Genomic DNA, 19540 nt, shown 5'->3' with positions numbered 1-19540 from the left:
ACCGGTTACGGCCTTTTTGAGTTGGAAGCTTTAATCCTCTGACGGGCATTGGAAGGGCAAGCTTAATTGACCACTTTGGAAATTGGCCAGACTGGCTTGGGTCAGGATGAGTTGCAAAGGGCCATCGACGCGGCCGGCGTAGCTGTGTGGTCGTGGAACGTCGACACCAACGAGTTCGTGATGGATGCACGGGGCTACGATATGTGGCACATCGCGCCGAGACGGGTGTTGACCTTCGAGCAGCTTTCGGAGCGGATCCATCCGGCTGACAAGGACCGCGTCCGTGTTGCCTTCAGTGCGACGCGTGCCGTTACTGGGCCTTACGAGATTGATTTCCGCACACTCGTCGATGGTGACGTTAGGTGGATCTCGGCCCGCGGCCGGGGAAATGACGAAGGCATCCACAAGCGGCGCATGACGGGCATTTTCCTTGATGTTACCATCCGCAAGCAGGCGCAGGAGAGCAGCGAACTCCTTGCAGGCGAGATGGGCCATCGGGTCAAGAACCTCCTGACCATCGCAGCCGGGCTGACGCAGATCACTTCGCGCTCGTCGGAATCCGTCGCCGACATGGCGACCCAGTTGACCACCCGGCTGACAGCGCTCGGGCGGGCACATGATCTCGTGCGTCCCCTTCCCGGCGGGCAAGGCAAGGCCGCACTTTTGGGCGATCTTCTTGCCGTCCTCCTTGCGCCCTACGATGAGAAGGCCGCCTTCTCGGGGCGCATCCGCGTCGCGGTGCCGCGCATCGGCGTTGGTGACAGCGCCGCAGCGGGACTGGCCCTCGTGCTCCACGAACTGGCAACGAATTCGCTCAAGTATGGAGCGCTCTCTGCAGAATTCGGCCTTCTCGATGTGTCCGGGACGCTGACGGGCGAAGATCTTACGATCGCCTGGACTGAGCAGGGCGGCCCCCCCGTGTGCCAGCCGGAGGAACATGACGGCTATGGCAGCCAGCTTGTTTCGCAGACGATCATCGGACGCTTCGATGGCCACATGGAATATGATTGGGATCCAAAGGGCGTGGTCATCACGATCAGACTCAAGACAGGAATGCTTACCGACTGATTCGGCGAAGCGGCTTTTGACGCCCCATGCGCCCAAGAGCTTGGCAACTGCAGTCGGACGGCAGTCAACGTTCATCAAGATTGTGAAGAAAATCGCTGGAACCGCGGTTCGGTGATCGCGTTCTGATCGCGCCACTCAAGGAGATCATGGCCGTGAACAAAGATAAGATTGAAGGCACTGCAAAAGATGTCGGCGGCAAACTCAAGGAAGCCGCTGGCAAGCTGACGGGCGACAGCAAGCTCCAGGCGAGCGGAAAGGCCGATCAGGTCGCCGGCAAAGCGCAAAAGGCGGCCGGTGATGTGAAGGACGCGGTCAAGGGCAAGTAGTCCAAAGACGGCGATTTCAGGTCAGACTTCATCCTCAAACCTGTTTCTCAGACTTAGAATTTATTTTGGCAGGCCCGGGCAACAGCCCGGGCTTTTTATTGGGGCGCGTTCAGTCGCTTCACGTCACGCGTGCAGGCGCTCTCGCAGAAGCGCGCCGACGATCGGGAGCAAGGCCTCGAGTTCGTCACCGTCGGATGGATCCGCCATTCGAGAGCGAAGCTCCGCAGCCATCCAAGTCGTCTCTGTGAGGTGCTTCTCATGTGGCAGATCCACCCCGGCAGCAGAGTATTCCTGGCGGACGGCACCGGCGCAGATGACGAGCATGAGCGGATCGATCTCCGCGGGCTGCGCAGCAGAAGGACCTGCACTGCCTTCGGCCGCGCCGATCCCGTGCAGGATGTAGTCGGCGCGAACCCCGAACCTCTCTTGCAAGCTGACTAGGAAGTTTCGCGACGGCTCGCTGCGACCTGCTTCGATATTGCCAATGTAACCTTGGCTGACATCGATCTCTTGCGCCAGCTCACGCTGACTTAGGCCCTTGGCCATCCGCCAGCCCTTCAGTCTCTGGCCGTAGTTTACGCTCGCCGCCATCTAGCCCCTTGACTTGAACACAAATAGTGTTCAATCGTTGTCGTGAACACAAATTGTGTTCGATAGTCTGATCTTGAGGCATAGTATATGTCAGAAAAAATAAAATCCATCCAGCCGGGGCCGGTCTTTTATGACGTGTTCCTGGGGTACCTGCGGGTGATGGGCACCAATCTCAAGGAATGGTGTGAGCCTCGCCACGTCTCGGCAAACAATGCAAAGAATGCCGCGACGGGCGCCTGGAACGGTGCGAAAGCCCGCGATCTGCGCCAGAAGATGATCGACGAGGTGGGGGAAGGAACGTTCCTGCACCTCTATGCGGCTCGTATTCGGCGGGACGCAGCATGATGCCGAGCAGATCAGACGTCCCGCTGAGTGACCATCTCGACCTCGCGGTCTCACCTATTCAGAAATCCGTCGCGGCCCGGGTGTGTTCTGCGCTGCGCCGTATCACGCGCGGGGTCGTCCGGATCAACGTACGGATTGAGGGCAGCCTGCTCGGCAACATCCTCGGCGTCATCTCGCTCTTTCTTGGTCTCTATGGGCTGCTGCTTGCAGCGCCCGTCATTGAAGGTTTTTTTCAGTGAGCTCGATCCCCCTTGATCTAGTGAAGGCAATCCGAGCCCAGGTCGCCGCAGCCTCCGGCGCTCGCGCCGTGGCCCTATCCGCTGCAGACCAGCAGACGATCGATGAACACTGGCAGTCTTTCGATGCTTCAGTCGATCGACTGCTCGACACACTGATCGAGGCCGAGCAGCGCGGCATGATCGATGGTCTGGAGACCCTGCTGACCACCCTCCGGGCTCAGACATCGGAGGCAAGCTGATGACCATTTTTGCCGTACGGGGAAGCGGCCCTCGCGTCGTTCGCTACGCAGACCGCGAGTGGGAAGTGCTTGGCCTGCGAGAAGTTTCGCCCATTTTTCATGTAAAGGCCGAGGCCGAGCAATGGATGAAAGAGCAGCTGGCCCTGCTTCCAAAGTCCCATCTGCCGAAGGTACGGACCTGCCTTTGCTGCGGCTCCGTATTCCAGTCCGAAGGATTCCATCACCGCATGTGCACCAGCTGCCGGCACTTCGGAGGCGATGTAGCGGGAATGGCTGCAACCATCGCAAGCGCCCGACTTCGCCGGGTAACGCGCTGAACTCTCCGAGGAACGCACCATGGCAGAGCCCATTTGCCTGCAGATCGACAAGATTACTGTCGAAGACGTCGTCGTCCGCAACCGCCTGCGCCCCGTGAGCGAAGCCGGCGTCGAGAGCCTGATTGCCTCGATCAACGAGCTCGGGGTGATGAAGGATCCGATTCATCTGCGGAAGAAGAAGGACGGCAAACTCTACCTGATGGCAGGAGCGCATCGGCTGGAGACGGCGCGGCGCCTCGGCTGGGATGAAATCCCAGCCAAAGTCTGGACGAACGTCACCGACGACTGGGCGCTGATGGTCGAGATCGACGACAACCTCGCCGGCGCCGAGATGAACGCGCTCGATACGGCGGTCTTCCTCGCCACGCGCAAGCAGGTTTACGAGCGGCTGCACCCCGAGACAAAGCGGGGGGTTGCCGGCGCGCTTGCGCGTTGGGATGCCACTGAACCGAGTTCAGTTGCATTCGTGCAGGCGACTGCGGACAAGTTCGGCATGACCGCGCGACAGATCTACAAGATCGTCGCCGCAGGCTCAGCACTTCCTCCCGGCTCGGTTGCTCAGCTCCGCGCCGCGCCCCGCCCCGTCTCTCTAAAGGATCTGACCGAAATCGCCAAGATCGGCGACAGCTACGAGCGCACGACCGTGATCGAACGGCTCGCGGCAGGAGAGGCTAAGTCGGCAGCCGAAGCATGGCGCAGCTTGAAGTCCGAACTGGCCGGCGAGGTCCTTTTCAAAGACCCTGTTGAGGAACAGTTTAAAGCCCTGCTCACGGCATGGTCTCGCGCCGGCGTCAAAGCTCGCCGGCGCTGGCTCAGCGAAGTCGGCGCTGAGGTCACGGCGCTCCTGCCGCATGCTGGAGGCGCTGAGTGATGAGCGGCTCCACCCCTTGCAAAGCGTGGTGGACGGCTGAGGAGATTGCCTCGAGCGGTCTTCCAGATATGCCCACCACGCGGCAGGGCGTCGAGGCTTTGCTCAAGAAGCAGGGCTGGCGCGCGGACGCCAAGAATGTCCGTCACCGCACAGGCCGCGGCGGTGGTTGGGAGTACAGCTGGCGCCTCTTTCCTTCTCGAGCACAGCGGCAACTTCTCCTGCATGCAAAGAACGCGGCAGACCCGTTCGCGCAGCAATCACGCGAGGAAATCTGGGCGTGGTACGAGGGACTGCCTCAGCGTTTGAAAGACAAAGCCCTGAGCCGGTTGGCACTCCTGGGGCAGGTCTTTGAGCTGGAGCCGGTGCTCAACCGCTATCTCGCAGTTGAGGCCATTGCCCGCAGCTCCGGCACCGGCGCGCGCACCCTCTGGTCTTGGCTTGCGCTGATCGAAGGGGTGCGCCCTGACGACCGTCTGCCCTACCTCGCGCCCCGGCACCGCGCCGTCACCAGACGCTCGCGCAGCCTCGACTGCGATCCCGAATTCTTCGACCTGATCAAGAGCGACTACCTGCGCCTTGCCGGTCCCTCCTTCACCAGCTGCTACCGCCGCGCGGTCCGCGCCGCCGAGGCGAAAGGCCTTGCCACCCTGCCCCACCGGACCATGCAACGCAGGCTAAATTCAACCGTCAGCCGGGTCACGCAAGTGCTCTGCCGCGAGGGGATCGAGGCTGTGAAGCGCCTCTTCCCGACCCAGCGCCGCGACAAGTCCGCACTCCACGCGCTGGAAGCCGTGAACGCCGACTTCCACAAGTTCGACGTCTTCGTGCGCTGGCCGAAGCTGCCCGGCCAGAGAGAGGCTGGCTACGTCGGGCGCCCGCAGATGGTGGCCTTCCAGGATATCTTCTCGGGCCGGATCCTCGCTTGGCGCGTCGACCAGACCCCGAACAGCACGGCAGTGCTCTTGGCCGCCGGCGACATGATCGAGGACTGGGGCATCCCGGGCCATGTGCTTCTCGACAACGGCCGCGAATTTGCCGCCAAGGTCGTCACCGGCGGCGCCGCGACCCGCTACCGCTTCAAGGTCCGCGAGGACGATGTGCCCGGGCTCTTCACCGCGCTCGGCTGCGAGATCCACTGGGCCACGCCCTACAGCGGCCAGTCGAAGCCGATCGAGCGCGCCTTCCGCGACATGTGCGACAGCATCTCGAAGGATCCACGCTTCGACGGCGCCTGGACCGGCAATCGGCCTGAGGCCAAGCCCGAGGATTACGGCAGCCGCGCGGTGGAGCTGGAGGACTTCCTGCGGGTGCTGGCCGAGGGGATCGAGGAGCACAACACCCGCCAAGGCCGCAGATCCGAGATCGCCTACGGCCGCAGCTTCGCCGAGGTCTTCGACGAGAGCTATGCGACCGCCCCGATCCGCAAGGCCACCGAGGCGCAGCGCCGCCTCTGGCTCCTTGGCGCCGAGGGTCAGCGGCTGAACACCAATACCGGCGAGATCGCCTTCCAGAACAACCGCTACTGGGCCGAGTGGATGCAGGACTACGCGGGCGAGCGGGTCATCATCCGCTTCGATCCCGCCGATCTCTGGTCGGGGCTGCATGTCTACAGCCATGACGGCGGCTACCTCGGCCACGCGCCGGCGCTGGAGCGCAGCGGCTTCTTCGATCTCGACGAGGCCCGCATCACCGCCCGCGCCCGCCGCGCCTGGCTCAAGGCCGAAAAGGACGCCGCAGCGGCCCACCGCCGCTACACCGCCGCCGAGCTCGGGCGTCAGCTCGATCAGATCAGCCCGATGGCGCCGACGCCGCCCGAAGCCAAGGTGGTGCGGCTGGTGAAGCCCAAGACGTCGGCCTCCGCCCCGGTCCAGGCAAAGGCCGGCACCGTCACCGCATTGCCCTTCCGAGGCCAGCCGACCGGGGCCGACGAAGAACCCCGCCAGCGCTTCCGCCGCGCGCTCGAGATGGAGCGCGCCATCGAGCGCGGCGACACCGTCACCCGCGAGCAGAAGAAGTGGCTCGCGGGCTACCAGACCAGCTCGGAGTACCGCTCGGAGCTGATGCTGTGGCGCGTCCACGGCGACCAGATGTTCGGATGAAGCCGGGTAACCGGCCAAAAAAAGTGAGGAAGTGAGGGAGCATGACAGACACCCTTTATGAAAGCGTAGCTCCGCTGCGCAACGTCTCGGCGCTGATGACTCTGATCGACCGGGTGCAGCACCGGGCTTTCGGTCTCCCCGGAATGGCCACCTACTACGGCCCCTCGGGCTTCGGCAAATCGACCGCCGCCGTCTACGCGACCAACGCCTTCCGCGCCTGCCACGTCGAGGTGCAGCCGCTCTGGCGCTCGAAGCAACTCCTCTCCGGCATCGCCTTCGAGCTGGGCCTGCGACCCGCCCGCACCGCGGCCGACATCTTCGAGCAGGTCTCGCGCGAGCTCTCGGTCAACCAGCGTCCGCTTCTGATCGACGAGGCCGACAGGCTGATCCGCGATGACATGGTCGAGGTGGTGCGCGGGCTCTACGAGGCTTCCGCGGTGCCGGTGATCCTGATCGGCGAGGAGGAGCTGCCGACCAAGCTGATGAAATGGGAGAGGGTGCATGGCCGCATGCTCGACTGGGTCGCGGCCCAGCCTGCCGACATGTCGGACGTCATCCAGCTCGCGCCGATCTATGCCTCGGGCATCGCGCTGCGCGACGATCTGAAGGCGCGGCTCCTCGATCAATCCAGCGGCTCGCACCGCCGGGTCTCGACCAACCTCAGCCACGTCAAGGAAACGGCCCTGACCCTCGGCCTCACGACGGTTGGCCTCGCGGAATGGGGCGCGCGCCCCTTCTTCCGCGGTGAGGCTCCCCCGCCCCGCCGCGAGCACGCGGTTGAGCGGTCGCGCCAGCAGGCAGCGGCCCGCACGGCGCGGAGGGCGTGATCCATGCTGATGAACACACATGAGACGACCACCGCCCGCCGCCGCCCGATCGTCCAGGCGAGGGCCTGGGCCACGGCGCTGCGCATGGAGGTCTTCGGCTACGCCGAGATTGCCGCAGAGACCCTGATTGCCATGGAAGCCGCGACCGAGATCGTGCGCGGCTGGGAAGCGGCAGGCAGGGTCCGCGTCCAGCGCGGCGGCAACGGCTCTTCGCGCAAGATGTTCGAGCTGACCCCGGAATACCGCGAGCCGAAGGACCGCAGCAGCCAGGTGGCTCAGCAGCTCTGGACCGCGATGCGCGGGCTCAAGAGCTTCACCCCGGTGGATCTGGCGAGCCACTGCCGGGCCGACCTCCGGGTGGATCTGCGCGAGGCCGTCTCCTACTGCCACGCGCTGCTCCGGGCGAAGTATCTGCGCGTCACCTCCACCGCCGTGCCCGGCAAGCGCGAGGCGAGCTACCGGCTGGTGAAGAACACCGGCCCGCGCGCCCCGCGCGAGAAGCGGATCGTGGCGGTCTGGGATCCGAACGACTGCGCCTATGCCTATGTGCCCGGCATGACGGGGGTCGCAGGATGAGCGGCCCCCTCGACATCGCCCGCGAGGCCTGGGGCGAGGGTCTGCCCGACTGGGTCGAGACGCTCGCCATCGAATGCGGCAAGGCTTCGCAGAACCGCGTCGCGGCCCAGCTCGAGCGCAGCCCGACGGTGATCAGCCAGGTGCTGCGCATGAAGTACCCCGGCAATCTGGCGGCCCTGGAAGAGCGGGTGCGCGGCATCTTCGAGGCTGCCGTCATCCTCTGCCCCGCGCTCGGCACCATGCCCTCGCACATCTGCCAAGACTGGCGCGCCAAGGGCCGCGACTTCCAGACCGGCAACCCGCTCCGCGTCCGCATGTACCGCGCCTGTCATGGCTGCGCTCGCGCGAAAAAGGTGGAAAGCGCATGACGGGTGCAAAGGCTGATCCTCGCCGCGAGGCGCCTTCTACCAGCTCATTCGCGCTCGAGGATTCCTGCTTCGAGGACGGCTGCAACGAACATGAGACGAGCGTTACCGCAACCGATTCGCCCTTCAGTGGCTCTCGTGCAAACGCTTGCTGCATCCTCGTAGGTGCTGGTCTTCGGAAATTGCCACCGCTTGAGGAGAAAGTCTCGCGCTTCGAATGCGTTACGCACAAGCACAAGACCGTCTGGAGGCGCGAGCCGAACGGTCACCGGACCGATCCATATGTGTCGAGCCACGAGTCCTTATCCTCCTGGAGCCGTCCGAGCAGGCGCCCGACGCGCCGTCCTGGGTTCTCACGGAACTTTGAGCACAACGATCTGCAGAGGTCTCCCGAAAAGTCTCGCGCTGAGAAAAATTCCCCGTGGAGCGGCGGGATCATTTGCTTAGGCCTCGACGCGGAGTCCCGCTTCGCGAGCGGCTTCGATCAACGCCGTCCTCACCGCCGATGGACCGACCTGCCCGCCGATGCACATGGAACAAGCGTTAGTCGCCTGCCAATACGTCCTGCTCCTCGGTCCCGGCCAATGGTTCAAGAGGAGGCTCATAGCCTCATCCACGGTGACGATCACGGCCGGCTCAACTCCATCAACAAGTTGAACAAGGACGGGGGTTTGCCAGCGACGTCGGTTCCAAGACATGCAGCCTCCACTTGCAGCATCAATTTCCAACCGGGGTCGCGCCTCGATGTTCCAGAGCTAAGACTAGCGCGCGCGGCTGTGCTGCGCGCAGCACAAAACTGCACGCGAAAACAACACCAGCAGGAGGCCTAGAATGGGCATGCAATCCGATTTCACCCCCGCGCCGATCCCAGACGGCCGCGTCAGCATCGGCGACAGGATCTACATGCCCGATGCGAACGGTCGCCTGACGCCGGTCGAGACCATCAAGGCGCAGCACCTGCTGGAGGACGGGGTGGTGCGCAAGATCTTGGGCTTCGCCATGGCGCTCAGCGACCAGGTCGCCCGCTTCAAAGGCCACACCTTCACCGACCTGGGCGATTTCGACGCACTGCTGGCGCAGGAATACGGGTTGACCAAAGGAGGTGCCAAGGGCAACCGCACCTATTCGAGTTTCGACGGGCTGATGAAGGTAGAGATCCGCGTGGCCGACCTGTTTGACTTTGGCCCGGAGCTGCAGATCGCCAAGGGGCTGATCGACGAATGCCTCAACGAGTGGTCGGCAGACAGCGGCCCGGAGATCCGCGCCATCGTCACCCGCGCCTTCAATACCGACAAGGAAGGCCAGATCAACCGCTCGGAGATCTTCATGCTTCTCCGGCTCGACATCGCCGATGACCGCTGGCAGCGCGCCATGCGGGCGATCCGCGAGGCGATGCGGGTGGTCGGCTCGAAGAGCTATGTCCGCATCCAGACCCGGCCGGATCAGACCGCGGCCTGGTCGACCGTCACGATCGATCTCGCCAAGGCCTGACTGTCATGGGGATCGTGGTCTTTCTTTCTGCCAGCTTCGCCGCTGCTATGGCCATGGCGCTCGGCGCCCTCCTGGTCGGGCCGACGGTGCGCGAGCGCGACAATCCCCGCCGCGCTCGGTTGCGCGGCTGGCTTGCTGTCGGTTTTCTGACGCTGCAGGCCGTTCTCTGGGCAATCGCCGGCAGTGGCCTGGGGCAATGGCAATGACCGCCCGGGCGCTGCAACGGATGATCCATGTCGGTTGTCGCGAGCTCGGCATCGACGCCGACACGCGCCATGATCTCCAGCTGGTCACGACCGGCAAGGCCAGCATGGCCGAGATGTCGGAGGCCGAGCTGGCGAAGCTTCTGGAAGCGCTCAAGACGCGTGGCTTCAAACCGGGTGTAAAGCCCGGTGCAAAGGGGTGCCGACCGGCGGCGTCCCGCCCGGATCTGCGCTACATCCATGTGCTCTGGGGCCTCCTCGGCAAGGCAGGCGCGCTGAAACGACCCGGGCGCGACGGGCTGAATGCCTTCCTGCGCGCCCGCTTCGAAGGCAAGTGGCAGTCGGTCCCGATCGACATCGACGCCCTGCGCAACTCCGCCCAGATCAACGACGTCACCCGCGCCTTGAAGGACATGTGCCGTCGCGGCGGGGTGCCTCTCGAATGACGAGCGCACCGCATCCTCCGCAACACGTCATGCCCTTCGTGCGCATCCTCGGCGTCGCGGGTGCGGTCGAGTTCCTCCTGATCTTCGGCGGCGGCGAGGTTTACCTGCCAACCTCGCCGAAAGCCCGTTCCGCGCTGGTCGAAATGATCGGCGCGGAAAAGACCGCAGCGCTCGGCGAGGCGCTCGGCCATCTGAAGGTCCGCATCCCGACCGCCAAGCCGTGGATTGCGCGGGTACTGCGCTCTGAGGGCTTGCCGGTTGCCGCGATCGCACGCAAACTGCACACGTCGGACGTGACCATCCGGTCCTACCTGCGGGCCGACGAGCTGGTCAAAGGGCAGCATCCGGCCCAGCTCCGCCTCTTCTGATCCCCTCTCCCGGCCTCATCCGCAAGCCCTTGCGGATGTTTTGCTTTTGCCGAGACGCGCACTTTGGCCGCGGGATCTTCCCGCTTTCCGGAGGCAGCGCATGCGCATCGACACCCACAGGCTCTCAAGCATCCCCTTCCAACCGGCCCGTGCCTTCGGCGGCGAGATCACGCCCTCTATCGTCGTGCTGCACGACACCGCGAGCCGGCTGGAAAAGGGAAATGCCGCCGCCTATCTGGCCGGCTCCGACAAGGTCAGCGTGCACTTCGTGGTCGAGCGCGACGGGACAATCGTCCAGCAGGTGCCGACCAACCGCCGGGCCTTCCATGCTGGCAAGTCGACCTTCAACGGCCGGGCCAGCTGCAACGACTTCTCGATCGGCATCGAGATCGTCAACCCGGGGCGCCTCACCCGGCTCTCCGACACGCAGGCCATCGCCTGGTATGGCCAGCAGTTCGCCATTAGCCTGCAGGACATCCGCGAGGTCGAGACGCCCGAGCACGGCAAGGGCCTCTGGATGCCCTACAGCGAGGCACAGATTTCGGCGGTGCTCGGTCTGCTGCAGGCGCTCTTCCGCGATCTGCCGATGCTGACCGACATCACGACACATTGGTACGTGAGCCCCGGCCGCAAGGTCGACACCAACCCCCTCTTCCCGCTGGAGCATATCCGCGCCCGCATCCTCGGCCGCGACGATCCGGCCGATACCGCCGCCGAGGCCGCGTCGCAGCCGGTGCTGCCGACGCCGACCGACCAGCAGTTCGTCGAGATCGAGGTGCCGCCGGGCGACCACCTCAACCTCCGCCGCTGGCCCTCTTTCAATCCGAACGTCCTCGCCAGGATCCCCGCCGGCACGGCGGTGCCGGTGATCCGCAAGGGCATCTTCGGCGGCCGCCTCTGGCTCGCCGTCACCTACGCCGGGCGCGAGGGCTGGATTCTCGGCGCCTACACCGCCCCTGTCGTCTTCTCCTGACCCGAAAAGGACCTGCCCATGTCCCGCCATCTGCGCGCGCTGCTGCCCCTTCTCGCAAGCGCGCTCACCCTGCCCCGGCTCTCGAACAACACCGCGCTCCCCGATCTTCCCGCCTACAAGGCGCGGAGCTTCTGGGTCGGGCTGGTCACGACGCTGGTCGTCCTCCTCAACACCTGGCAGATCGACCTCCTGGGAACGCTCCGTGACATGGGCCTCGGCGACACGCCCGACGAGGTGGTGGCCAAGGGCGAGCGTGCCGTCACCGCCTGGCAGATGGTGGCGCCGCTGGTGGGCGGGGTCTGGATCTGGCTCGAGCGCCGCGCCCCGAACTTCCGCCTCGTCTGGTGGGGCGGCAGAACCACGACCAACACGCTCCGCACCTGGTTCTTTGCCATGCTCCTCGTCGGCCTCGCCTATGCCGCGGCCCATGCCGATCCCGGCGCCCGGCCGCGAGGTCTGGTGTGAGCGGAGCGTCGATGCTCGACATCGGCCCGCTCGTCGCTTGGGCAGTGGGGCTTGGCGCCCTGCTGTCCTTCGGCACCAGCATCTGGAACATCTTCGGCGCCAGCTCGAAGCAGAACGCCGCCCGCATCGCCGCCATGGAAGCCCGCTTCTCGGTGCTCGAGCGCGAGGTGCAGCGGATCGCAGACAAGCTTGTCGAGATGCCCGACACCAAGATGCTGCACCGTCTCGAGCTCACCCTCGCCCGGATGGAGGGACACATCGACAAGCTGGACGAGCGGCTGAAGCCGGTCACGGCCATCGCGGAACGGATGCAGGATCTCTTGATCGAACAGGGACGGAAGTGACATGACCATGGACCAGCTGATCCGCGAGCAGGCGCGGCTGATCATCCTGAAGGCGCTCATGGCGCAGGCAGACGAGACGCTGAACAGCGATCTCCTCGTCTTCGAGCTGCAGACCTTCGGCATCCGCAAGTCGCGCGAATGGGTGCATGCCGAGCTCGCCTGGCTGGCGGAAATGGCCGCGGTCTCGCTCGTCCGGGCGGGCAGCATCATGGTGGCGAGCCTTACCGAGACTGGCCATCGCCACCTCGACCGCCAGATCGCGATCGAGGGTATCAAGCGCCCCTCCCGGCCCGGGGCCTGACATGGCCAAGGCGAAAGTCACACGCGGCAGGCTCTCCTCATTCGACCTCCTGCCCCAGCAGTGCGACGGCATCATTTCATGGGCCGCGCAGGAGTTGGGCAAGCGCGAGCGCACCCAGACCGACATCTACGCCGAGTTCGTCAGGCAGTGCGAAGCCCTGATGGCCGAGCACCGGGGCGAGCTGGAGTTCGCCATCCCGGCCTTCAGCTCGTTTAACCGCTACTCGGTACGCCTCGCCCGGCTGACCCGCCGCCTCGACGAGACCCGGCAGATCGTCGCCTCCCTGTCCGAGAGCTTCGACGCGAAGAACAGCGACGACCTGACGGTGATGACCGCCGAGACGATCAAGGCGCTGGTCCTGCACATGCTGGGAGACGCTGCGGACGGGCTGGAGCCGAAGGATGCGATGCACCTCGCCGCCGCTTTCAAGAACGCGGCCCAGGCCCAGAGCATCTCGACCGACCGCCGCCGCAAGGTCGAGGCCGAGTTCAGCAGCCGCGTCGGCGAGGCCGTCGAGACTGTGGCCCGCGCCAAGGGTCTGACCGCGGAAACCGCCGAGGCCATCAAGGCCCAGATTCTTGGAGTGTCGTGATGGAGCCTCTATTGCCTTGTGCTGATGCGGCCACCGATATCGATATCGATGTCGAGATAATGACGTATGCGATCAAGGGCGGCGCCGACATTTTTGGCCTTTCCATGGAGACGCAGCTCAAGCTGCGGACGCAAGGTTTCATTGAAAAAAGCCGCAGTGGATTGCTTGGGCTGCTCCTCGTCGCGAAGCATCCGCACGCCTCGCCAGACGACAACGTAGAGCTCTTCCTGCAATGCGTGGCCCAAGATAAGGCCATATCTCTCGAGCCGACGCTCGACGAGATCAAGCAACTCCCTCTCAACTCTGTCGAGCAGGTCAGGAAGCGGCATGGCGCGCCTCGATCCAAATTGGATGACGCCAATATCGCACCTGAGGCGCGAGTCGTGCAAGGTGGCGTCGCATCATCCCGCCGCGTTCTGCCTCATTTTGGACATGCGAGCGCCGGGCGATCGCCGGGACGACGCCTGACGTCGTGGGGCATCTCAGCCACTCCTCGTGTCACGCAATGACCTGTCGGAATCCGCTCCGCTCGAAGCCTGGAAGGCCCCAGACGCGCGTCGTCATCTCTGCTTCATTGATCGCCGGAGGGATCGTCGGCCGTCAGCAGCAAAAAGAGGCCGATCTGATTGAGGGTTTCTTCCACTGCGTGGGGTTCACCCTCCACCATCGGCGACAGGATGGGGCGCAGAACCTCATTGAAATATGCCTCGACAGCCTGTCCCGGTCGTTCTTCGTCTCGGAGCGCCCGCACGCCCCGCCAAGCCGTGACGAATTCATGCTCTTTGCCGTCTTCATAAAGGGGGCGGCCGTGGTCGCTCAGGCGGCCTCTGACAAGCTTCAAAAGCTGAGCTTCCACCGCACTCAGCAGATCCAAATTCGCACGCATCTCAAGTTCCTCTGTTGCGCAGCGGCACAAAACGTAGGGGCACAAAATGACGACTCGGGAAAAAAGTTCGCTGGGAATTACCAGTTATGAGCTCGCCTGTCTCTACCGGCGATTGGGAGCGCCAGCGACGGGCCGCGACAGAGGCGATGCCCGAGGTCATTGCACAGGTCGGCCTGCCCAAAGTTCTGCTTCCCTATCAGGCGCGGACCGTCTCCCTTCTGGAGACCACGGCCTGCCGCGTGCTCTTCATCGAGAAGAGCCGCCGCATCGGTCTGACCTGGGGCCTCGCGGCCTATGCCGTCCTGCGCGCGGGTCGCGAGAAGAGCGCGGGCGGGATGGACGCGATGTACATCTCCTACAGCCAGGAGATGACCCGCGAGTTCATCGACGCCTGCGCCATGTGGGCTCGCGCTTTCTCGACAGCGGCGATGGAAGCCGCCGAGCTCCTGTTCGAGGATGCCAACCCGGCCGATCCGAGCGACACCAAGCACATCCAGGCCTTCCGCATCCGCTTCGCCTCGGGCTTTGAGATCCTCGCTCTCTCCAGCGCCCCGCGCGGCCTGCGCGGCAAGCAGGGCATCGTGATCATCGACGAGGCCGCCTTCGTCGACAATCTCGCCGAGCTTCTGAAGGCAGCCCTCGCCTTCCTGATGTGGGGCGGCCAGGTCATCGTCTGCTCGACGCACAACTCGGCGGAGAACCCCTTCAATCAGACCATCCAGGAGATCCTCGCCGGCCGCGCCCCGCACAAGCATCTGCGCATCGACTTCGACGACGCGCTGCGCGACGGGCTCTACCAGCGCATCTGCCTCGTCACCGGCAAGGACTGGTCAGCCGAGTCCGAGGCGCAGTGGCGCCAGGACATCATCGACTTCTACGGCGACGGCGCCGACGAAGAGCTCTTCTGCATCCCCTCGCTCTCGACCGGCGCCTGGCTGCCCGCCCCGCTGATCGAGGCTCGGATGACCCTGCCAGTGGCCGAGAGCCACATCCTGCGGCTGGAACTCCCCGCCGACTACCTTCAGCGCACGAAGCTCGAGCAGGCGATGCTGCTCGCGCCCTTCCTCAAGGATCTGGCCGATGCCATGGCCGGGATCGACCTCTCGCTGCACTATGCCTTCGGCTTTGACTTCGCGCGCGTCGCCGACCTCACGGTGGGCGTGCTGCTCGCGATCGAGCAGCGTTTGAAGCGCCGTCAAAGGCTGGTGTTCGAGCTGCGCAACGTGCCTGGCGACGAGCAGAAGATGATCGTCGCGGCGGTGCTCGACGTAGTGCGCGCCCGCTTGGTCGGCGCGGCCTTTGACGCAACAGGTATGGGCTGGACCGTGGCCGAGGACATGGGCCGGAAATACGGCCTGCGCGAGACCGACGACGGCGGCGGTCTGGTCTGGGCGATCAAGTTCACCGAGGAATGGTACCGACTGAACATGCCGCCGCTGAAGGGCGCCTTCGAGGATGACAGCATCGCCATCGCCAGGGATGCCGATCACCTCGCCGACCTGCGGGTGGTGAAGCTCCTCCGCGGTATCCCGCGCGTGCCCCCGACCCGCGAGGGCGAGAAGGGCAAGCGGCGGCACGGCGACTATGCAATCGCCCTTGCCCTGGCGCACTTCGCGAGCCGGATGCGCTGGGTGGAATACGGCTACCAACCGGCGCGACCGGCGGCGGCAGAGCCCGGCCGCCTCTCGGCATTCCCAGAAACCGATGACCAGCGCGGCTGGTGGAAGGCGCCGCTCGGCGCGGGCCTGAGAGGAGGCCTCTGATGACACGACCCGTCCTGCTCGACAGCCGCGGCAATCCGGTGAGGAAGGCGGAGCTGAAGACCGAGGTCTCGGCCGCCACCTTGGGCGGCGTGCGCACGCCGATCGCCGGCTATCCCGCCGATGGGCTGAACCCGGTGCGTCTCGCGACCATCCTGCGCGAGGCCGATGCCGGCGATCCGGTGCGCTATCTGGAACTGGCCGAGACGATCGAGGAGCGGGATCTGCATTATCTCGGCGTGCTCGGGACCCGCCGTCGCTCGGTCAGCCAGATCGAGATCTCGATCGACGCCGCCTCGGACGATCCGGCGCATGTTGCGCAGGCCGACATGATCCGCGACTGGCTGCAGCGCGACGAGCTCGCCGAAGAGCTCTTCGACATCCTCGACTGCATCGGCAAGGGCTACAGCTTCACCGAGATCATCTGGGACACCAGCGCCGGGCAGTGGCAGCCGCAGAGGCTCGAGTGGCGCGACCCGCGCTGGTTCCGCTTCGCCCGGCACGATCTGGCGACGCCCATGATGCTCGGCGAGCATGGCGAGGAGCGCCCGCTCCCGGCCTTCAAGTTCATCTACGCGACGATCCGCGCCAAATCGGGTTTGGCGCTTCGCTCCGGCCTCGCCCGCGCCGCCGCCTGGGCCTGGATGTTCAAGGCCTTCACCCAGCGCGACTGGGTGATCTTCACCCAGACCTACGGCCAGCCGCTGCGGGTCGGCAAATGGGGTGCCGGCGCCTCCGAGACCGACAAGGAAACCCTGTTCCGCGCGGTCGCCAACATCGCCGGCGATTGCGCCGCCATCATCCCCGAGTCGATGACGATCGAGTTCATCGAGACCGGCAACGTCGGTGGCACGGCCGATCTCTACAAGTCGCGCTGCGACTGGCTCGACCAGCAGATCTCCAAGGCCGTGCTCGGCCAGACCGCGACCACCGATGCTGTCACCGGCGGGCTCGGCAGCGGCAAGGAGCATCGCCAGGTGCAGGAGGACATCGAGCGCGCCGACGCGAAGGCCCTCTCCGCCATCCTCAACCGGGATCTGGTGCGCCCCTGGATCGACCTCGAATACGGGCCTCAGAAGCAGTATCCCCGGCTGAAGATCGCCCGCGCCGAGGCCGAGGATCTCACGGCGCTGTCCGAAGCCTTGGGCCAGCTCGTCCCGCTCGGTCTTCGGGTCTCGGAAAAGCGCACGCGCGACCGTTTCGGCTTCGACGAACCGGAGAACGAGGGAGATATTCTGCGGGTTTCGGCCACGGCGGCCCCGTCGGCTGCACCTTCGACCGAACCTCAGCCCCGCAGTCCGTCAATTAAACGGTTTTCCGGCGAATTTAAACGGGGTGAGCCCGTCTCAGGGGCAACACCTGCCCTGCAAGCTGAAGGGGCTCTGGCGGCGATTTCTGAGGGGGGTTCGCCGGAGGCCATTCTGGCCGATCGGCTGGCTGTCGAGGCGCATCCTACCATGGCCGGGCTGATGGGCAAGATCGAGGCGATGCTGGAGGCGGCGGGCAGCCTCGAGGAGTTCCGCGCCATGCTGCTCTCCGGCTTCGACGCGCTCGGCGCGGACGCCCTGGTCGAGGTGCTCGCCCTCGGCCTCCTCGCGGCGCAGGGGGCGGGCCGGCTTGCCGCCAGGGACGACGCTGATGCCTGATCTCGCCGCCATGCTGGGCCGACCGTTCAAGGAGCAGGTCGCCGCCTTCCGCCTGCGCCTCGGCGAGCTGGTCCCGACCAGCCGCTGGGACGACATCAGCCACGAGCAGCACGAGCGCGCCTTCATGGTCGCGGGCGCGCTGAAGGCCGATCTGCTGACCGACCTCGCCGCCGCCGTCGACAAGGCCATCGCCGCTGGCACCGGGATCGAAGCCTTCCGCAAGGACTTCCGCGCCATCGTCGAGCGCCGGGGCTGGCACGGTTGGACCGGCGAGGACACCGCGAAGGGCGAGGCCTGGCGCACCCGGGTGATCTACCGCACCAACATGTCGGTCTCCTATGCCGCCGCCCGCTTCAAGCAGCTGGTGGAGAGCAAGTTCAAGTACTGGGTCTACCGGCACGGTGCCTCGCTCGAGCCGCGCCTGCAGCACCTCGCGTGGGACGGGCTGGCGCTTCCTCCGGATCATCCCTTCTGGGAGACGCATGCGCCGCCGAACGGCTGGGGCTGCACCTGTTTCATCGCCGGTACCAATTCGGAGGCGGGGATCCGTAGGCTGGGCGGCGATCCGGCGAAGACGCTGCCCGAGGGCTGGCAGAAGATCGACCCGAAGACCGGGGCGCCCCTCGGCGTCGGCAAAGGTTGGGACTATGCGCCGGGCGCCAGCACCTTTCTGGATCTGGTCGAGATGACGGCGCAGAAGGCAGTCAGCTGGCCCGCCGATATCTCGAAGGCCTTCATGGCATCCCTGCCGCCGGGTCGGGCCAAGGCCGTGGCGAAGGCCTACCGCGCCCTTCCCTCACTCGCCGACGACCTCCGCCGCTGGGCCGAGCGCGTCCAGGGCGAACGGACCGGCGCCCCGATCGGCGCGGCAATCACGATCGAGCCGCTGCGCTCGCTGGGCCTCCTGGCGCAGCCGGCGCAGCTGCCGTCCGCCATTGCCGGTGCCGAGATCGCCGGCACCGACTTCGCCGTCGCGCGGGACGACCTCCTCCGCATAATGGGCACCGGCACGCAGGTCGGCCGGGCGCTGACCCCCGGCGACATCGGTCGCCTTGCCGCCCTCCTTGACCGCGTGGTCGAGGTGCGGGCTGCAAAGGGCTCTTCTGGAGATCTGCTCGACTGGATCATCAGGACCGAGAGCGAGGAGTGGGTGGCAAGCTTCGAGAAACGGGGCGACCGTCTGTTCCTGGTCGCGCTGCAGATCACCACACGGAGGCGCGGATGATCCGCTTCGAGCTCGAGCAGGACCAGATCACGCCCCGGCTGCAGGATCTGTCAAGGCTGCTCGCCGACCTCACTCCGGTGATGCAGGAGATCGGCGAGCAGATGGTCACCACGACCAAGGCACGCTTTGCCGCCGGCGAAGCTCCCGACGGCACGAAATGGGTGCCGAAGTCGCAGACCACGCTCGACAGCTACGCGCGCCGCGGCCAACGCATCGACATCCGGCCGCTCTTCGGCGAGACCGGCATGCTCTCCTCGCAGATCTTCTATGAGGCCGCGGCCGACAGCGTCGAGATCGGCTCCAACCTGATCTACGCCGCCGTGCAGCAGTTCGGCGCAGCACAGGGCGCCTTCGGGGCCGACAAGGCCGGCCATCCGATCCCCTGGGGCCCTATCCCCGCCCGCCCCTTCCTCGGCATCTCCGACGTCGACAAGACGGCGATCCTGGAGATCATCTCGGACTGGCTAGGAACCATAGAGGTTTGAATACACGCCGCGATCAAGCGCGCAGACGAGAACAGCCTTGCTATATCCGACCGCATCCTGACGCATGCGCTCCAGCCGGAGCGCCATGGAAATATCAGGGGCCGTATCAGCACAAGCCACGCAATTCAGGCCGGTATCGGTCACCCGTCCCTTGACGCTGAGCGTCGCCCTCTCGACACCGAATGCGGAAGCCACTCCCTGAGAGCCGCCGTGCGACAGCATCAATATGCGCGCGTGGAAGCAGTCTCCTTCAATCTCATACGTGCCGTCATAGGACACGAGAGAATCGCTGCCGCAGAGGCTGCCGCCCGACAAGAACGCGACACCTGAGCCCGTGCTCAACTGGGTGAAGAAGCTGATCTTGTAGAAGCCCTCGATCATCCGTTTCTCCCAAAAGCGAAACGGCACATCGGACCTGCAGCAGCGATTCTGCAATGGCTGACGAGGTTTCGACTGGGAATGTCCATGCCTGTTGCCTCCGCCACGCGGTCC

The 19540-nt window shown here is 65.3% G+C and carries 30 protein-coding genes; 24 read left to right on the top strand and 6 right to left on the bottom strand.

The features are described 5' to 3' along the window. Positions 1-66 precede the first annotated feature (66 nt). Positions 67-1068, top strand: coding sequence for a sensor histidine kinase (locus tag AC3A5Z_RS02725; protein WP_487517866.1), 1002 nt, complete (start codon positions 67-69; stop codon positions 1066-1068). A gap of 146 nt (positions 1069-1214) precedes the next feature. Continuing rightward, a complete protein-coding gene (locus AC3A5Z_RS02720) occupies positions 1215-1394 on the top strand; it encodes a CsbD family protein (protein ID WP_487517865.1) in 180 nt (59 codons plus the stop codon). A gap of 123 nt (positions 1395-1517) precedes the next feature. Here the strand turns inward: AC3A5Z_RS02720 and AC3A5Z_RS02715 are convergent, their stop codons facing one another. Further along, on the bottom strand, positions 1518-1985 hold the full coding sequence (locus tag AC3A5Z_RS02715) for a helix-turn-helix domain-containing protein (RefSeq protein ID WP_487517864.1): 468 nt from the start codon (positions 1983-1985) through the stop codon (positions 1518-1520). An 87-nt stretch (positions 1986-2072) separates the two neighbouring features. On the opposite strand from AC3A5Z_RS02715, the gene AC3A5Z_RS02710 reads away from it, so the two are divergent. From AC3A5Z_RS02710 to AC3A5Z_RS02700, 3 genes are read left to right on the top strand one after another with little or no spacing between them, the layout of a single operon-like run. Beyond that, positions 2073-2330, top strand: a complete 258-nt coding sequence (locus AC3A5Z_RS02710) for a hypothetical protein (RefSeq protein ID WP_487517863.1) — start codon at positions 2073-2075, stop codon at positions 2328-2330. Beyond that, positions 2327-2569 carry a hypothetical protein gene (locus tag AC3A5Z_RS02705; RefSeq protein ID WP_487517862.1) on the top strand — a complete coding sequence of 81 codons (243 nt, stop codon included), beginning with the start codon at positions 2327-2329 and terminating at the stop codon, positions 2567-2569. The genes AC3A5Z_RS02710 and AC3A5Z_RS02705 overlap by 4 nt, the downstream gene beginning before the upstream one ends. Then, positions 2566-2808, top strand: a complete 243-nt coding sequence (locus tag AC3A5Z_RS02700; protein ID WP_487517861.1) for a hypothetical protein — start codon at positions 2566-2568, stop codon at positions 2806-2808. The genes AC3A5Z_RS02705 and AC3A5Z_RS02700 overlap by 4 nt, the downstream gene beginning before the upstream one ends. Here the strand turns inward: AC3A5Z_RS02700 and AC3A5Z_RS02695 are convergent. Next, positions 2787-3146: a hypothetical protein gene (locus AC3A5Z_RS02695; RefSeq protein ID WP_487517860.1), complete on the bottom strand. Its 360-nt coding sequence runs from the start codon at positions 3144-3146 to the stop codon at positions 2787-2789. The two genes, AC3A5Z_RS02700 and AC3A5Z_RS02695, sit on opposite strands and share 22 nt — an antisense overlap. On the opposite strand from AC3A5Z_RS02695, the gene AC3A5Z_RS02690 reads away from it, so the two are divergent. The 5 genes from AC3A5Z_RS02690 to AC3A5Z_RS02670 are packed head-to-tail and all read left to right on the top strand — an operon-like array spanning position 3145 to position 7866. Beyond that, positions 3145-3996 carry a ParB/RepB/Spo0J family partition protein gene (locus tag AC3A5Z_RS02690; RefSeq protein ID WP_487517859.1) on the top strand — a complete coding sequence of 284 codons (852 nt, stop codon included), beginning with the start codon at positions 3145-3147 and terminating at the stop codon, positions 3994-3996. The genes AC3A5Z_RS02695 and AC3A5Z_RS02690 overlap by 2 nt on opposite strands. Then, positions 3996-6095: a transposase domain-containing protein gene (locus tag AC3A5Z_RS02685; protein WP_487517858.1), complete on the top strand. Its 2100-nt coding sequence runs from the start codon at positions 3996-3998 to the stop codon at positions 6093-6095. Before AC3A5Z_RS02690 ends, AC3A5Z_RS02685 begins: the two co-directional genes overlap by 1 nt. Before the next feature lie 41 nt (positions 6096-6136). Further along, entirely contained in the window at positions 6137-6922 is a 786-nt protein-coding gene (locus AC3A5Z_RS02680; protein WP_487517857.1) for an AAA family ATPase, read from the top strand. A 3-nt stretch (positions 6923-6925) separates the two neighbouring features. Then, positions 6926-7498 (top strand): hypothetical protein, encoded by a 573-nt coding sequence (locus AC3A5Z_RS02675; protein WP_487517856.1) that lies wholly within the window; start codon positions 6926-6928, stop codon positions 7496-7498. Continuing rightward, positions 7495-7866 (top strand): hypothetical protein, encoded by a 372-nt coding sequence (locus AC3A5Z_RS02670; protein WP_487517855.1) that lies wholly within the window; start codon positions 7495-7497, stop codon positions 7864-7866. The genes AC3A5Z_RS02675 and AC3A5Z_RS02670 overlap by 4 nt, the downstream gene beginning before the upstream one ends. A gap of 44 nt (positions 7867-7910) precedes the next feature. Here AC3A5Z_RS02670 and AC3A5Z_RS02665 read toward each other — a convergent pair whose 3' ends face one another. Beyond that, positions 7911-8132: a DUF982 domain-containing protein gene (locus AC3A5Z_RS02665; protein WP_487517854.1), complete on the bottom strand. Its 222-nt coding sequence runs from the start codon at positions 8130-8132 to the stop codon at positions 7911-7913. Between the two features lie 174 nt (positions 8133-8306). Further along, positions 8307-8561 carry a DUF982 domain-containing protein gene (locus AC3A5Z_RS02660; protein WP_487517853.1) on the bottom strand — a complete coding sequence of 85 codons (255 nt, stop codon included), beginning with the start codon at positions 8559-8561 and terminating at the stop codon, positions 8307-8309. A gap of 139 nt (positions 8562-8700) precedes the next feature. On the opposite strand from AC3A5Z_RS02660, the gene AC3A5Z_RS02655 reads away from it, so the two are divergent. The 10 genes from AC3A5Z_RS02655 (at position 8701) to AC3A5Z_RS02610 (ending at position 13555) form a co-directional block, all read left to right on the top strand. Next, positions 8701-9354 carry a DUF3164 family protein gene (locus AC3A5Z_RS02655; protein ID WP_487518615.1) on the top strand — a complete coding sequence of 218 codons (654 nt, stop codon included), beginning with the start codon at positions 8701-8703 and terminating at the stop codon, positions 9352-9354. A 5-nt stretch (positions 9355-9359) separates the two neighbouring features. After that, on the top strand, positions 9360-9560 hold the full coding sequence (locus tag AC3A5Z_RS02650) for a hypothetical protein (protein ID WP_487517852.1): 201 nt from the start codon (positions 9360-9362) through the stop codon (positions 9558-9560). Then, the gene (locus tag AC3A5Z_RS02645; RefSeq protein ID WP_487517851.1) at positions 9551-10003 is read left to right on the top strand and encodes a gp16 family protein; all 453 of its coding nucleotides are present in this window, start codon (positions 9551-9553) and stop codon (positions 10001-10003) included. The genes AC3A5Z_RS02650 and AC3A5Z_RS02645 overlap by 10 nt, the downstream gene beginning before the upstream one ends. A 29-nt stretch (positions 10004-10032) precedes the next feature. Next, positions 10033-10371: a helix-turn-helix domain-containing protein gene (locus AC3A5Z_RS02640; protein ID WP_487517850.1), complete on the top strand. Its 339-nt coding sequence runs from the start codon at positions 10033-10035 to the stop codon at positions 10369-10371. Positions 10372-10471: 100 nt separating this feature from the next. Continuing rightward, positions 10472-11344, top strand: coding sequence for an N-acetylmuramoyl-L-alanine amidase (locus tag AC3A5Z_RS02635; protein ID WP_487517849.1), 873 nt, complete (start codon positions 10472-10474; stop codon positions 11342-11344). Between the two features lie 18 nt (positions 11345-11362). Next, positions 11363-11809, top strand: coding sequence for a hypothetical protein (locus AC3A5Z_RS02630; protein ID WP_487517848.1), 447 nt, complete (start codon positions 11363-11365; stop codon positions 11807-11809). Between the two features lie 11 nt (positions 11810-11820). Next, complete coding sequence (locus AC3A5Z_RS02625) at positions 11821-12153, top strand: DUF2730 family protein (protein ID WP_487517847.1); 333 nt, start codon at positions 11821-11823, stop codon at positions 12151-12153. Between the two features lies 1 nt (position 12154). Then, positions 12155-12454 carry a VpaChn25_0724 family phage protein gene (locus tag AC3A5Z_RS02620; protein ID WP_487517846.1) on the top strand — a complete coding sequence of 100 codons (300 nt, stop codon included), beginning with the start codon at positions 12155-12157 and terminating at the stop codon, positions 12452-12454. Position 12455: 1 nt separating this feature from the next. Next, on the top strand, positions 12456-13046 hold the full coding sequence (locus AC3A5Z_RS02615; protein WP_487517845.1) for a phage protein Gp27 family protein: 591 nt from the start codon (positions 12456-12458) through the stop codon (positions 13044-13046). After that, positions 13046-13555, top strand: coding sequence for a hypothetical protein (locus AC3A5Z_RS02610; protein WP_487517844.1), 510 nt, complete (start codon positions 13046-13048; stop codon positions 13553-13555). The genes AC3A5Z_RS02615 and AC3A5Z_RS02610 overlap by 1 nt, the downstream gene beginning before the upstream one ends. A 62-nt stretch (positions 13556-13617) precedes the next feature. Here AC3A5Z_RS02610 and AC3A5Z_RS02605 read toward each other — a convergent pair whose 3' ends face one another. Next, positions 13618-13932, bottom strand: a complete 315-nt coding sequence (locus AC3A5Z_RS02605; RefSeq protein WP_487517843.1) for a hypothetical protein — start codon at positions 13930-13932, stop codon at positions 13618-13620. Positions 13933-14078: 146 nt separating this feature from the next. On the opposite strand from AC3A5Z_RS02605, the gene AC3A5Z_RS02600 reads away from it, so the two are divergent. The 4 genes from AC3A5Z_RS02600 to AC3A5Z_RS02585 are packed head-to-tail and all read left to right on the top strand — an operon-like array spanning position 14079 to position 19048. Continuing rightward, positions 14079-15695 carry a terminase large subunit domain-containing protein gene (locus AC3A5Z_RS02600; RefSeq protein WP_487517842.1) on the top strand — a complete coding sequence of 539 codons (1617 nt, stop codon included), beginning with the start codon at positions 14079-14081 and terminating at the stop codon, positions 15693-15695. Further along, a complete protein-coding gene (locus AC3A5Z_RS02595) occupies positions 15695-17338 on the top strand; it encodes a DUF935 domain-containing protein (RefSeq protein ID WP_487517841.1) in 1644 nt (547 codons plus the stop codon). The genes AC3A5Z_RS02600 and AC3A5Z_RS02595 overlap by 1 nt, the downstream gene beginning before the upstream one ends. Then, entirely contained in the window at positions 17331-18563 is a 1233-nt protein-coding gene (locus AC3A5Z_RS02590) for a phage head morphogenesis protein (protein WP_487517840.1), read from the top strand. Before AC3A5Z_RS02595 ends, AC3A5Z_RS02590 begins: the two co-directional genes overlap by 8 nt. Beyond that, complete coding sequence (locus tag AC3A5Z_RS02585) at positions 18560-19048, top strand: phage virion morphogenesis protein (RefSeq protein ID WP_487517839.1); 489 nt, start codon at positions 18560-18562, stop codon at positions 19046-19048. Before AC3A5Z_RS02590 ends, AC3A5Z_RS02585 begins: the two co-directional genes overlap by 4 nt. Here the strand turns inward: AC3A5Z_RS02585 and AC3A5Z_RS02580 are convergent. Further along, entirely contained in the window at positions 19028-19429 is a 402-nt protein-coding gene (locus tag AC3A5Z_RS02580) for a hypothetical protein (RefSeq protein WP_487517838.1), read from the bottom strand. The genes AC3A5Z_RS02585 and AC3A5Z_RS02580 overlap by 21 nt on opposite strands. Positions 19430-19540 lie beyond the last annotated feature (111 nt).

It is taken from the genome of Cereibacter sp. Soil_C_27 (genome assembly GCF_057657095.1).
Note: the sequence above shows the minus strand (reverse complement) of the source record. Positions and strands in the feature narration are given on the sequence as shown.